We start from the raw sequence: 13,520 nt of genomic DNA, 5'->3' as shown, positions 1-13,520 counted from the left end.
CATGCCATGCGAATGAAAATGCCCATCCTGATACGGCCGCTTGTTTTGCTGCTGCCGCTACTGCAGCTGGCTGGCTGCGTGCAGGGCAGCACGCCGCGCTTCGATGCGCACTTTGGCCAGGCCACGCGCGTGGCCATGGCGCAACAGGTAATGGACCCGGCCGCCACCGGCAATACCGCGCCGGCCAACGGCCTGGACGGCGCCAGCGCGCGTGCCGTGATGGAGCGCTACCGCGCCTCGTTTGCCGAACCGAATGGCCAGGCGGCGGCGCCGGTGACTTTCCTGCTGGGAGGCAGCGGTGGAAAATAAAACGGTGCGCCAGCGGGGGGCGATGCTGATCATGTTTTCCATCCTGCTGATTGTGGTGCTGGGTTTTATCGGCCTGGCGCTCGATGTCGGCCAGGTCATCGGCCGCAAGACCGAACTGCAGAACCTGGCCGACAATGCGGCGCTGGCGGCCGCGCCCGAACTGGTGGGTACGGCCACCGGCCTGGCCAATGCCGTGGCCAAGGCGAAAGCCAGCGCGGCCGGCCAGAGCCTGTACCAGCGCCGCCTGCAGGGCGCCCTGCTTTCCGATGACAGTATCCGCTTCGCCAGCGCAGCCGATGCACCCGCCAGCGCATGGCATGCCGCCGGCGCCGTGCCCGATCCGGCCAGGGCGCTGTTCGTGCGCGTCGACACGCGCGACAACGTACCTGCGCTGGGGCAGGTGGCAACCGCTTTCCTGGGCGCCTGGTCGCCGGCCCTGCGCACGCTCGGCACCAGCGGTCGCGCGGTGGCGGGCCGCAGCAGTCTGCGCATCACGCCACTGGCACTGTGCGCGCTGTCGGCGGCGCCGGCGTCCTTGCGCATCAATCCGGGGCCGCCCGAGCGCCGCGAAGCGCTGGAATTCGGTTTTCGGCGCGGCGTGGCCTACAACCTGTTCAAGCTCAATCCGCATGGCGCAACGGCCGAGCATTTTTTGCTCAATCCACTTGGGCCGCTGGGCGCCATCGGGCCTTCCGCGCAATTGAGCGACGCCAGCGTCGAGCCCTTTATTTGCAGCGGCAGCGTGCTGCACACGGCAATTGGCACTACGCCCATCCACGTGCACCGGCCGTTTCCCACCGCGCTGTGGCCGGCCTTCAATGCGCGCTTCAACCAATATGGCGCCAGCCGCTGCAACCCCGTGACGGCGCCGCCCGATACGAATATCCGCGCCTTTCCGAATGCCTTGTCGAACTGGTGGATGAATGTGCCGTCCGGCTCGAATGCGGTGGCCAGCAGTGGCACGCCCTTGCTGACGGTGGCCGACCTGCCGCCGCTGGCCGCCGGCACGCCCGCCAGCATTGCGCCCGCCAGCTATGGGCCGCTGTGGTCGTTTGCCAAGGCGGTGCAATATGCCGATTCCAAGCCGGCCGGCGACTACACGGCCTTTCCCAACAGCGCCTGGGCCAGCCTGTATCCGGGCCTGCCCACGGCGCCGGCCAGCAACAGCTTTTATCCTGCCAGCGGCACGCCGTATGCGGCGCCCGCCTTCCTTACGGCGCCTGTCGGCAATGCGGGCGTGGCGCAGCGCCGCGTGCTGCATATCGCCTTGCTGGCCTGCCCCTTGCCGGCCGGTAGCGACGTGCTGGCCAGCGTGCTGGGCATCGGCCGCTTTTTCATGACGGCGCCCGCCAGTGCCAGCGTATTGAGCGGTGAATTTGCCGGCATGGCCGACGAACTGGCGCTGGGCGGCCCGGCGGAGCTGCTGCGATGAGGCGCCCTGTCCAGTGCCGCCCCAAGCGCCGCCAGCAGGGCGTGGCGGCGATCGAACTGGCGCTGATCATGCTGTTTTTCATGGGCCTGTTGCCGGTGGTGCTGTTGTTCGGTCGCGCCCTGTTCATGTACACGGCGGTGCAAAAAAGCGCGCAGGATGCGGCGCGCTACATGGCCACCTTGCCGCTGCAGCAGATGACGAATGATGACACCGCCAACCAGGCCGCCGCGTTTGCCACGCAGATGGTGCGGCAGGCGCTGGCCGAGACGGGACCGGTGCTCAATGCCAACCGTATCCGCGTCGAATGCGTGTATGCCAGCGGCGACTATCCCTGCGGTTCCTATGTCACGCGGCCGCTGCAGGTGCGCGTGAAATTTGTCGCCGACCTGCCGATCGCTTTCCTGCCCGACCTGACCATGCGCTGGCTGCCGCAGCTGGCACCGATTTCATTGAATGCCAACGCGGTGCTGCGCTATGCGAACTGAGACCGTACACGCAGGCCGGCGGCGCCAGGGCGGCGTCTTTGCCGTCGAGTTCGCCATGCTGGCGACCTTGTTTTTCCTGTTCCTGTTTGCCCTGCTGGAAGTGGCGCGCGCCGTCTATCTGTGGAATCTGGTGCCGGAAATTACCCGGCGCGCCGCGCGCGCCGCGGCCGTCACCGACTTCAGCAATGCCAGCGCGGTGCAGGCGGTGCGCGAGCAGGCGATCCTGCGCGCGGGACCGGGCCGGCTGCCGTTGGGTGGCGCCATCGGCGACGCGTATGTGCGCATCGATTATCTGTTCCAGTCGTCCGCTGGCGGCGTGTCGGCGGCGCTGCCGGTGGGCGTGATGCCGGGCTGCCCGCAGCGCAACCGTATCAATTGCCTGGACGATCCGCACGGCGCCAGCTGCATCCGCTTCGTGCGGGCGCAGCTGTGCCTGCCCGCTGCGGGCGGCACATGCGAACGGGTGCCTTACCGTCCGCTCCTGCCGCTGCTGGAGATGATGTTTCCATCGGGTGCGCAAGCGGTGCGCCTGCCCAGTGGCGTGACACTGGCGGTGGCCGAGTCGCTCGGCTACCAGGACAATCCCGCCTTTTGCAACTGACCGCCGGATCGCCGGACCGCCGGATCGCCGGACCGTCGTATCGTTATTTTTAAGGATGTGCAATGAGAGCCCTGATGATCAGCCGTGACGTCCAGCTGCATGATGAAATCGCCGCCCAGGGTGCCGCGCGCATGCCGGTGCTGCGCATCCTGGAGCGCCGCAGCGGCCTGCGCGACGCCGTCGAGCGCATGCTGCCCGAGGCGCCCGAACTGGTGATCGTCGACGCCAGCGGCATCGACGCCGACGAGGCCGACCTGCTCGAACGCCTGGCGCGCCAGTATCCGGCCGCCGTGCTGATGCTGCTCACGCGCGGCCAGCAGCAGGACGTGCTGATCCGCGCCATGCGCGCCGGCATGCGTGAAGTGCTGCAGTTGCCGCTGGTGCACAAGGCCTTCCACGAAGCGATGGACCGGGTCGATATCCAGGCCGGCGTGACGCAGATGCGCGATGGCAAGGTGCTGGCCTTTATTTCGTGCAAGGGCGGCAGCGGCGCCACCTTCTTGTCGACCAATTTTGCCTACGCGCTGGCCGCGCTGGCCGGCTGCAAGGTGCTGCTGATCGACCTGCACGGCCAGTTCGGCGACGCCACCCTGTATGTTTCGGACCAGAAACCGGCCATGACCTTGTCCGATATCTGCGCCCAGATCTCGCGCATGGACGGCGCCTTCCTGGCCTCCTGCCTGGTGCATGTGACGCCGAATTTCGGCGTGCTGGCGGCGGCCGACGATCCGGCGCACAAGGTCGACATGCAGCCTGGCCACATGGACCGCATCCTGGCCGTGGCGCGCCAGCATTACGACTACATCGTGCTCGACGTGGGTCGCCAGATCGATGCGCTGTCGCTGCGCGCGCTCGACAGCGCCGACGCCATCTACCCCGTGTTGCAGCTGGCCCTGCCCGACATCCGCGACGGGCGCCGCCTGCTCGACATCTTCCGTTCGCTCGGCTATCCGGGCGAGCGGCTGCGCCTGATCGTCAACCGCTACGAAAAGGGTGGCCGCTTGCGCCTGGCCGACCTGGAACAGGCGCTGGGCGCTGCGGTGGTGCACACAGTGCCGAACGACTACCTGTCCGCCACCGACTCGGTCAACCAGGGCATACCGGTGCTGCAACTGTCGCGCACCAGCGCCGTGGCGCGCAGCCTGGCCGACCTGGTCGAGCAGGTGACGGCGCGCCGCGTCACCGAAAGCCGCGGCCTGTTCGACCGCCTGTTCAGCCGCAGCGATACCTGACCAACCCTCAAGGGAGACAAGATGACCTTACGCGAACGCCTGGCGGCCAACGAACCGCCGCGCCCGGCCAGCCATGGACATGGCGCGCTGGCGCTGCACGCCTACCAGGCGCTGAAAAAAACCATGCACCAGACAATACTCGACCGTATCGACCTCGAGCGCCTGAAGCGCCTGACGGCCGAACAGTTCAAGCACGAGCTGGCGCTGCTGGTGCAGCGCGTGATCGAGGAAGAACGCATCGTGCTGAACCAGCACGAGCGGCACAGCCTGGTGCTCGATATCCAGCACGAGATGCTGGGTTTCGGGCCGTTGGAGCCGCTGCTGGCCGACCCTGGCGTGTCCGACATCCTGGTCAATACCTGCGACAAGGTCTACGTCGAGCGCAGTGGCCGCCTGGAACTGACCGACGTCACGTTTCATGACAATGCGCACCTGATGAAGATCATCGAGAAGATCGTCTCGCGGGTCGGGCGCCGCGTCGACGAATCGAGTCCGATGGTCGATGCGCGCCTGCCCGACGGCTCGCGCGTGAACGCCATCATTCCGCCGCTGGCGGTGGACGGCCCGATCCTGTCGATCCGGCGCTTCGCGGTGCAGCCTCTGACGATCGCCAACATGCTCGACTATAAAAGCCTGACGCCGCCGATGGTGCAGGTGCTGCAGGCGCTGGGCCAGGCCAAGATCAATATCCTGATCTCGGGCGGCACCGGCAGCGGCAAGACGACCCTGCTCAACGTGCTGTCCGGCTTCATCCCTGCCAGCGAGCGCATCGTCACCATCGAAGACGCGGCCGAACTGGCGCTGCGCCAGCCGCACGTGGTGCGCCTGGAAACGCGCCCGCCGAATATCGAAGGCAAGGGCGAAGTGAGCCAGCGCGCCCTGGTGCGCAATGCGCTGCGCATGCGGCCCGATCGCATCATCCTGGGCGAGGTGCGCGGCGCCGAGGCGCTCGACATGCTGCAGGCGATGAACACCGGCCATGAAGGCTCGCTGGCGACGATCCACTCGAACACCGCGCGCGACGCGCTGGCGCGGCTGGAAAACATGGTCGGCATGGCCAACGTGAACCTGACGCCGCGCGCCACGCGCCAGCAGATCTGTTCGGCCGTGACGGTGGTGATGCAGGTGTCGCGCCTGACCGACGGCGCGCGCAAGCTGGTCAGCCTGCAGGAAGTGACGGGGATGGAAGGCGAGATCATCGCCATGCATGAAATCTTCCGCTTCGAGCAGACCGGCGTGGACGCCAACGGCCGCGTGCTGGGCCACTTCTGCGCCACCGGTGTGCGGCCACGCTTCACGGAGCGCCTGCGCTTGTTCGGCGCGCCGGTGCCCGACAGCGTGTTCGACCCCGACCGCATCTACGAGTGAGGAGCCATCATGGACCTGGTCTTCTACGGTTTTGTCGTCGTCCTGTTCGCCGCCTGCATCCTGATGGTGGAAGGCGCCTGGCTGTGGTGGTCGGGCACGCACGGCAGCGCGGCGCGGCGCATCAGCCGGCGCTTGCGCCTGATGGCCGCACGCGGCGAGGCCGGTGGCGAACGGGTATCGATCCTCAAGCAGCGCCGCTACGCGCGCGCACCTGGCCTGGAGCGCCTGCTGCGCAAAATACCGCAATGCGAGGCGCTCGACCGCTTGCTGCTGCAGGCGGGCCTGGCGTCGTCGGTGGCACAGTTCCTGGCCATCGCCGGCGGCGTGCTGCTGGCCGCGCTGCTGCTGCTGGCCGCCTGGCAGATGCCCTTGCCGGGCGTGTTGCTGCTGCTGGCGATGGCCGCTGGCGGACCGCCGCTGTTCCTGCTGCGCGCGCGCGCGGCGCGGCTGCAAAAGATCGAGGCGCAACTGCCGGAGGCGGCTGATTTCCTGGCGCGCGCGCTGCGTGCCGGCCATTCGTTTTCAAACGTGCTGCAAATGGTGGGCGACGAATTGAATGAACCGATCAGCGGCGAATTCAAGCTGGCCCATGAAGAGATCAATTACGGCGTGCCGATGAATGAAGCGCTGCAGAACCTGGCTGTGCGCATCCCGCTGACCGACTTGCGCTACCTGGTGATCGCCGTGCTGGTGCAGCGCGAATCGGGTGGCAACCTGGCCGAAGTGCTGGTGAGTATCGCCCGCATCATCCGCGCGCGTCTGAAATTGCTGGGACAGGTGCGCGTGCTGTCGGCTGAAGGACGCATGTCGGCTTGGGTGCTGGGCCTGATGCCGGTGGTGATGATCGGCGTGATGTCGCTGGTCAACCCTCAATACATCAGCCTGCTATGGACCGACCCCAGCGGCATACGCCTGTTGTGGTATGCCGCCGGCATGGTGGCGCTGGGCGTAGTGTGGATGCGCAAAGTGATTCGAATCCGTATTTGAGAAGGAGCATGTCATGACCGGCCAGCAACTGCTGTTTCTTGTGATCGTGTTTGCCGTGGTGGCGGGCCTGGCGGTGGCGGCGTCGCTGATTTTCTTTCCGGGCAGTTTGCGCCAGCGCCTGTTTGGCGCCACCGCGCCGGTCGCCAGCGAGGTGGTGCTGGAGCAGGGCTGGGTGGAACGGGTAGCGCGCGTGGCCAAGCCGTTTTCAAAATTGTCGCTGCCCGAGGAAGGCTGGGAGCGCTCGCCGCTGCGCACCCGTTTCATGAATGCAGGCTGGCGCCAGGCCAGCGCGCCGGCGCTGTATTTTGCCGCCAAGTCAGTGCTGGCCCTGTTGTTTCCCACCGTGTTGGGCCTGTTTGCGGCCAGCAGCATGGCGGCCGGCATGCGCAGCGTTTTATTATTTTTCCTGTGCGTCAGCGCCACCATCGGCTATTACCTGCCGAACCTGATCCTGGCCAGCACCGCCAGGCGGCGCCAGCGCGACATCTTTGAAAATATCCCCGACGCGCTCGACCTGCTGACCGTTTGCGTCGAAGCGGGCCTGAGCCTGGAGCGCGCACTGGTGAAAGTGTCGGCTGAAATCCATATCAAAAGCATGGTGCTGGCGCAGGAACTGCAACTGGTGCTGATGGAAATGCGCGCCGGTTTTACCAAGGAAAAGGCGCTGCGCAACCTGGCCCTGCGCAGCGGCGTGGAGGATGTCGACGTGCTGGTGGCCATGCTGATCCAGTCCGAGCGTTTCGGCACCAGCATGGGCGATTCGCTGCGCGTGCATTCCGATAACCTGCGCGGCAAGCGCAGCCTGCTGGCCGAAGAGGCGGCCGCCAAGATCGCCCTCAAATTGTTGTTTCCGCTGATTTTCTGTGTGTTTCCTACCTTGATGCTGGTGCTGATGGGCCCTGCCGTGATCGAGGTCTACCGCGTGCTGGTGCCGGCCATGGCCAACCGATAAAAGGAATCCTATGTCATTTTCGCTATCGCGCCTGGCCGCTGCCAGTGCTTGCTTGCTGCTGGGCGCTTGCGCCAGTCCCGTTACCGCGCCTGGCCCGGTTCCCCTGGCGCTGGCCGATCGCAATGGCCAGGCCGTGCTGCATGCGCAGCGCGGCGAAATGCAGCAGGCCGTCGCCATCTGGGAAGCGCTGCTCGCTGGCGGTGAACCGCCAGCGCTGCGCCATGCCTATCTGCTCAGGAACCTGGGCCATGCTTATGCGCTGGCCGGGCGCGACGCCGACGCCTTGACGGTACTGGAAAAAGCCTGCCTGCTCGACCCGCTCAATGCGCTGGCGTGGCAGCGCCTGTCGCAGGTACTGGCCAGGCTGGGACAGCACGAACGAGCGGCGCGCGTGCTGGCGCAGGCGCAAGGTCTGCGGGTGGCTGCTACGCCGCCTGCCGAGACTTTGCCGGCGGCAGCGCCGGTGATTGCGGCAGCGGCTGGCGCACCCGCCATGGACCGCATCGAGATCACGCAAAGCGACGGCATGGCGCGCCTGCAGCGCGTGGCGGCGGCCAGCGCACCAGAGGCGCCGCGCCTGCGGCTGGAAATTCTCAATGGGAATGGCAAGCCGGGCATGGCGGCGGCGCTGGCGCGCAGCCTGGCCAGCAGTCCCTTGCAAGTGGTTCGTACCGGAAATGCGTCCTCGTTCCGGGTGGCGCGCACGCGCGTCGAATACCGTCCGGCGCAGCGGCAGGCAGCGCGCCGGCTGGCACGCCAGTTGGGAACCAATGTCGAGTTTGTGGCCGCCGATTGCCCGGCCAGCGAACTGCGCCTGATCCTTGGACGCGATATCGATCCAGCCGTGCTGCACCGCTACTATGTGCAGCAGCTGGCACTGGCGCGCCAGGCGCTGGCGCGGCTCGGTTGATGCATCACGCGCGATCCTGGCGGCGGCGCGTACTTGCCAGCGCCGCCAGGCCGATGCCCAGCAGCAGCAGCGTGCCCGGTTCCGGTACCTGTTCGATCACGACGATATCGGTACGCGTGGATTTGGAAAAATTCAGCGTGTAGCTGCCAGCCGGCAAGGCAAAATTCGAGGTCAGCGAAAACTGCGCAAAGGCATTCGTGAATGTACGCGAGGTGCCCGGGTCATTGGTGCCGGCTGTCATGTTCAGGCTGAAGGGGTCGAGGCTGCCAGAGCCAGCGCCATGGTTGCCGTTGACGTCGCTGCCATTGTTCGGGTTGCCATCCGGCGCGAACTGGAATACCACGCCGTCGGAGGTGGCGCGCGGGGCGCAGCCTGCCGGGCTGGCGGCATTGCAGGAAATACTGAAAATATCCATGATCGACACATTCGACTTGTCGCCCAAGGTGGTCACGCTGCTGCGCAGGTCGCGCCGCGCCAGGAAGCTGAAGGTGATGAAGCCGGCGCTCGACAGGGTCAGGTTGACCGAGCCGGTCAGGGTGTCGCCGGCTGTCGACGAAGCGGCACCGACCGTATCGCGCTGCGCTTCCGACACGGCCCGCACGGTGGAGCCGGCAGCGGTCAGCATATTGCCGAAGGCATGCGCGTCGCCACGGGCAAACTCCAGCGCGGTGGTCGGGGCGTAGTTATTTTGCGCCAGGCCGGCGCAACCGTTGCCGGCACACACTTGCAGCACATCGGCATTGGCGGCAGGGCCGGTGTTGACGGCGCGCGGATTGACCGCTGCCGCGCCCTCAAAATATGTGCTGTCGCTGGCATTGCGATTGGCTCCCGTCAGCGACAGCGTGCCGGCGCTGGTGGTGATGCGGAAACTATTCAGGTCGTTGACTGCCAGGCCATAGGCGCCGGCCTGGGCCTGGCCGGTGACCAGCATGCCGGCCGCTACCAGTGCGCCAAACAGGCTCATGGTCTTGCTTCGTGGGTGATCGATGTTCATCGCAGCCTCATTATCGTGGTCGGGGGTTGACCTGGATAAGCAGCTTGCGTGCCAAGCAAAAAAACCGAGTTGTATCAAGGGCTTGTGTCAAACGGCTGGACAAGAATGAGCTAATTGTAAGAAATGCCGACACCACGCCTTGCCAGCCTCGCGGGCCGTTAAAATAGGCGATGGCAAAAAAATCTCCCACTTTCCCCGGCGTGCGCACGGGCCGCGGCCAGGTCCTGGCCGTGCTGCTGTCGCAGCAGGACCAGGCCGGCGCCGAACCGCTGCAGGGCCGCGTCTCGCTGGCGGCCATCGTCAAGGCATTGAAACGCAAGTATCACTGGCCGATCGAGACCCACAGTTTTCCAGCCAACACGGCAGACGGCCGCGCCAGCTGGGCCACCGTCTACAGCCTGCCCGAAAAAGTGATCACTGCCGCCCTGGCGGCTGGCGGCCAGGACTGGCTCGACAGCCGCAAGCGCTGAGGCCTTTACTCCTGCGGCAGCAAGGCCAGCGCCGCGCTGAAGTCGCCCATCGGCTTGCCGCCATTGGCCACCAGCGCCTTGTCGCGCGTGCTCAAACCGTCCAGCACGGGCAGCGAGAAGCGGTGCGTGATGGCGCGCAGGATCGAAGCCGAATCGTATTGCGTATGGTCGACCAGGCCCTTTTTCACGTACGGTGACACCAGGATCGCCGGCACGCGCGTACCCGGACCCCAGCGGTCGCCTTTCGGTGGCGCCGCGTGATCATAAAAGCCGCCGTTTTCATCGTAGGTGACGATCACCAGCATGTTCTTCCATTGCGGACTCTTCTTCAACTGCGCGATGACGCTGGCGATATGCGCGTCGCCATCGGCCACGCTGGCATAACCGGCGTGCTGGTTCAGGTTGCCCTGCGGCTTGTAGAAGGTCACCGGTGGCAGCTTGCCGGCGGCCGCATCCGTCATGAACTGGCTGTCGAAGTCGCGCAGGTGCGCGGCGCGGTAGGCTGGCGCCTTGACCGGGTCCATGCTGGCAAAATAATTGAATGGCTGGTGATGGAACTGGAAGTTTGGCGGGCTTGGAAAGCTGCTGCCGCGCGCGCTGGCCGTGGCCAGCGCAGTGGTGTCTTTCCAGGCACCGGCATACCAGGCCCAGTCGATGTTTTTGCCTGATAACAGGTCGCCGATATTGGTCTGCGTCTGCTGCGGCAAGGTATTGGCCTTGCCGGTGTCGGCATACAGCTTGCTGCTGTCGCCGGACGCCGGCGCATTGCTGCTCGGCTGGAAAGCCGGCTGCATGGTATTGACGGCGTAGAACATGCCGCTGCTGTCGGCTGGCGTCAAGGTATTGTCATTGGCGTAGACGGGCGCGCCATTCAATACGGTGGCGGGCGAGGTGGCGGCCGGCGTCAGGCGCACGAAGTTGCCCTTGGCGTCGACGTCGATCTTCGAGATCGAGCCTTTGGCCACCGAGGTGTCGGCATTCGGATAGGTCGGCGCGCAGGCGCAGATCAGGTACTGGTGCGTCAGGAACGAGCCGCCGAAGGCGCCGATGAACAGGTTGTCGGCCAGCGCATACTGCTTCGCGATATCCCACAGCTTCATCTTGCTGCCGTCGTAGTAACCCATGGACAGGCCGCCGGCGTCGGAATAGGCCGCGAACTTGTCGTTGGCGCCGCCATTGATCTGCATCTGGTTGTTATAAAAACGGTGCACCAGGTCGCGCGTGATGACGGACTGCGGCAGGCTGATCGGGCTGTTGGCGTCGTCGATCTGGAACGGTTTGTTGGCCAGGTTGGCCGATTGCGCCTGCGTCACCACCGTGCTCTGGCCGGCGGCCGTCATGCCGCCCCAGGTCGGTGGCAGCACCGGCAAGACGCTGCCGTCGATATCCTTTTGTGGCACATAGCTCGAGGTCGAAGTCGGATTCACGCCCGGCACACCATTGGCGCCCGGGAACAGACCGTACAGATTGTCGAAGCCGCGGTTTTCCGCATAGATCACGACGATGGTCTGGATATTGTTCAGCGCCAGGCCGCTGTTCAGGGCGGCCAGCGCATCGGCCGGCGCCGCCTGGGCGCTGGCGCCGGCGATCACCGCCGTCACGCTGGTGTTTTCCGCTTTCAGTTTTGCCAGTTCGTCGCCGCTGGCCTTGTTGAAGTCCGAGGCCAGAGCAGTTTCCGACACGCCGATGCGCGCCGCCAGCTTGTTGCTGGCGCCGGCAAAGTCGCCGCCATTGCCATCCATCACCTGTGCCAGTTCGGTCGACAGGGCGCTGACAAATGCCGCATGGCCGGCGGGTGCGCGCAGCAGCAGTTTTTGCGTTACCTTGCTGCCGGCGTCGCCCACCACTTCATGGCGGATCGCATCGGTGCCGATGAGCGCCAGCACGGCGCCTTCGCCCATCACCGTAAAGCTGCCGTCGGCGGTGCTGCGCACGGGAGCCGAATCGCTGGCGCAGGTCAGTTTGGCCGTCGTGCTTTCCAGGCAGACCTGGGCGTTCTCATAGTAGCTGCCGATCACCTGGCCCCTGGTGGTGGGGGCCAGCGCGTAATTGCTGCCGCAGGCTGCCAGGCCGGCGCCCAAGGCCAGCGCCAGTAGTACGGGGAGGGGACGTAATGCAGGTCTTGCGTGCGGTTTCATGCTCATGCCTTATGGGTGACGAAAGGGTGTAAAACGTCGCATGCTAGGCAGGCAATATGTCAGCTGCGTGACATGTCCATGTTTCGTTACATGCGATACATGCGGTAATGTTCGGGCGGCATTTGCGGCCGATTTGTCACGCAGCTGTCATATGGTGTTGCTACGCTGCCCGACCATGTTCACAGCTGTCAGTTGCCGCCATGATGAAGTTCACGCCATTTTTGCTAATGCTGGCCGCCTGCCAGCCACAGCAAGATCCCAAGCCTGCCGCCGCACCGGCCTATCTGAATGCCGCCTATGCGCCAGCGCAGCACCAGCCTTCGGTGGCCGACATGACGGCGATGGGCCGCGCCATGTTTTTCGAGCCCGGCCTGTCGGTGTCGGGCAAGCTGTCGTGCGCCAGCTGCCACAGTCCCGAGCATGCCTATGGCCCGCCCAACAGCCTGGCGGTGCAGCTCGGTGGCCCGGACCTGAAAGACACCGGCACGCGCGCCGCGCCCTCGCTGCGCTATCTGCAGAACGCGCCCTCATTCACCGAACATTTCCATGACGACGATGGCGACGACAGCATCGACGCGGGACCGACCGGTGGTCGCAACTGGGACGGCCGCGCCCAGTCCGGCCACGAACAGGCATTGACGCCGCTGCTGTCAAAACATGAGATGGGCAACGTTGACGCCGCCGCCGTGGTCGACAAACTGCGGCACGGCCCGCTGGCGGCGCAGTTTCGCAAAACCTATGGCGAGAAAATATTCGAGCAACCCGAACAGGCACTGCGCCAGGCGCTGATGTCGCTGGAAGTGTTCCAGGAAAGCCCGGCCGATTTTTATCCCTACACCAGCAAGTACGATGCCTTTTTGCGCAAGCAGGTCAAGTTGAGTCCGCAGGAACTGCGCGGCCTGGCCCTGTTCAACGACGAGACCAAGGGCAATTGCGCCTCCTGCCATATCAGCCAGATCACCCCCGGCGGCGCCTTCCCGCAATTTACCGACTACGGCCTGATCAACATCGGCGTGCCGCGCAACAACAAGCTGCCCGTCAACGCCGACCCGCACTACTTTGACCTGGGCCTGTGCGGCCCCGACCGCACGGATTTGAAGGACCACAAGGAATACTGCGGCCGCTTCAAGACGCCGTCCCTGCGCAACGTCGCGCTGCGCAAAAGCTTCTTCCACAACGGCAGCTTTACCAGCCTGGAACAGGTGCTGCGCTTCTATGTGCAGCGCGACACGGCGCCGCAAAAATGGTATCCGAAGAACATTGATGGCAGCGTGCACAAATACGATGACCTGCCGCCGGGCCTGGAGGCAAATGTCAATGTCGTGGCGCCGTTTGACCGGCAAAAGGGCCAGGCCCTAGCCTTGAACGAGAAGGAGATTGCGGATGTGATCGTGTTCCTGAAAACCTTGACGGATGGGTACAAGGTGCCGGCAGCTTAAGTCGCCAGCGGCGCCGGCGTGACCTGCATCGGGGCAATGGCGAAACGTTGCTGTGCCTGCCCGGACAATCCTAACGCGGGCAGCACGTCATCGCCTATCTTTTCTGCTCAGGAGACGGTGAATTTGCAGTTTCACCACACTCTTGTCATAACTGCCAGCAATAGAAAATAGTTGACTTGACGCAATATGCTGCACTGAGTTTA

At 65.1% G+C, this 13,520-nt stretch carries 13 protein-coding genes; 11 read left to right on the top strand and 2 right to left on the bottom strand.

All coding sequences use genetic code 11. The annotated features are described in order from the left end of the window. Positions 1-6 precede the first annotated feature (6 nt). The 9 genes from AC0Z42_RS18060 to AC0Z42_RS18020 all read left to right on the top strand — a co-directional run bounded on the left by AC0Z42_RS18060 (position 7) and on the right by AC0Z42_RS18020 (position 8,276). On the top strand, positions 7-309 hold the full coding sequence (locus AC0Z42_RS18060) for a hypothetical protein (RefSeq protein WP_485469573.1): 303 nt from the start codon (positions 7-9) through the stop codon (positions 307-309). Beyond that, the gene (locus AC0Z42_RS18055) at positions 299-1,741 is read left to right on the top strand and encodes a TadE/TadG family type IV pilus assembly protein (RefSeq protein WP_485469572.1); all 1,443 of its coding nucleotides are present in this window, start codon (positions 299-301) and stop codon (positions 1,739-1,741) included. The genes AC0Z42_RS18060 and AC0Z42_RS18055 overlap by 11 nt, the downstream gene beginning before the upstream one ends. Next, on the top strand, positions 1,738-2,226 hold the full coding sequence (locus tag AC0Z42_RS18050) for a TadE/TadG family type IV pilus assembly protein (protein WP_485469571.1): 489 nt from the start codon (positions 1,738-1,740) through the stop codon (positions 2,224-2,226). Before AC0Z42_RS18055 ends, AC0Z42_RS18050 begins: the two co-directional genes overlap by 4 nt. Beyond that, entirely contained in the window at positions 2,216-2,827 is a 612-nt protein-coding gene (locus AC0Z42_RS18045) for a TadE/TadG family type IV pilus assembly protein (protein ID WP_485469570.1), read from the top strand. Before AC0Z42_RS18050 ends, AC0Z42_RS18045 begins: the two co-directional genes overlap by 11 nt. 62 nt (positions 2,828-2,889) lie before the next feature. Continuing rightward, positions 2,890-4,059 (top strand): CpaE/TadZ family protein, encoded by a 1,170-nt coding sequence (locus AC0Z42_RS18040; RefSeq protein ID WP_485469569.1) that lies wholly within the window; start codon positions 2,890-2,892, stop codon positions 4,057-4,059. 21 nt (positions 4,060-4,080) lie between these two features. Then, on the top strand, positions 4,081-5,427 hold the full coding sequence (locus tag AC0Z42_RS18035; protein WP_485469568.1) for a TadA family conjugal transfer-associated ATPase: 1,347 nt from the start codon (positions 4,081-4,083) through the stop codon (positions 5,425-5,427). 9 nt (positions 5,428-5,436) lie between these two features. Next, positions 5,437-6,414 carry a type II secretion system F family protein gene (locus tag AC0Z42_RS18030; protein ID WP_485469567.1) on the top strand — a complete coding sequence of 326 codons (978 nt, stop codon included), beginning with the start codon at positions 5,437-5,439 and terminating at the stop codon, positions 6,412-6,414. A gap of 13 nt (positions 6,415-6,427) precedes the next feature. Continuing rightward, positions 6,428-7,366 carry a type II secretion system F family protein gene (locus AC0Z42_RS18025; RefSeq protein WP_485469566.1) on the top strand — a complete coding sequence of 313 codons (939 nt, stop codon included), beginning with the start codon at positions 6,428-6,430 and terminating at the stop codon, positions 7,364-7,366. Positions 7,367-7,376: 10 nt separating this feature from the next. Then, positions 7,377-8,276: a LytR C-terminal domain-containing protein gene (locus tag AC0Z42_RS18020; protein ID WP_485469565.1), complete on the top strand. Its 900-nt coding sequence runs from the start codon at positions 7,377-7,379 to the stop codon at positions 8,274-8,276. 4 nt (positions 8,277-8,280) lie between these two features. Here the strand turns inward: AC0Z42_RS18020 and AC0Z42_RS18015 are convergent, their stop codons facing one another. After that, positions 8,281-9,270 (bottom strand): EDSAP-1 family PEP-CTERM protein, encoded by a 990-nt coding sequence (locus tag AC0Z42_RS18015; protein ID WP_485469564.1) that lies wholly within the window; start codon positions 9,268-9,270, stop codon positions 8,281-8,283. 170 nt (positions 9,271-9,440) lie between these two features. On the opposite strand from AC0Z42_RS18015, the gene AC0Z42_RS18010 reads away from it, so the two are divergent. Then, entirely contained in the window at positions 9,441-9,740 is a 300-nt protein-coding gene (locus tag AC0Z42_RS18010; RefSeq protein ID WP_485469563.1) for a hypothetical protein, read from the top strand. Between the two features lie 5 nt (positions 9,741-9,745). On the opposite strand, the gene acpA is transcribed toward AC0Z42_RS18010, so the two are convergent. Beyond that, positions 9,746-11,878 (bottom strand): acid phosphatase, encoded by a 2,133-nt coding sequence (gene acpA, locus AC0Z42_RS18005; protein ID WP_485469562.1) that lies wholly within the window; start codon positions 11,876-11,878, stop codon positions 9,746-9,748. A 203-nt stretch (positions 11,879-12,081) separates the two neighbouring features. On the opposite strand from acpA, the gene AC0Z42_RS18000 reads away from it, so the two are divergent. Next, positions 12,082-13,317 (top strand): cytochrome-c peroxidase, encoded by a 1,236-nt coding sequence (locus AC0Z42_RS18000; protein ID WP_485469679.1) that lies wholly within the window; start codon positions 12,082-12,084, stop codon positions 13,315-13,317. The last annotated feature ends 203 nt before the right edge of the window (positions 13,318-13,520 follow it).

Source organism: Janthinobacterium sp. 1L-D-8-B-C4, from assembly GCF_057291295.1.
The sequence above is the reverse complement of the archived record's forward strand: the minus strand, read 5'-3'. Positions and strand labels throughout refer to the sequence as shown.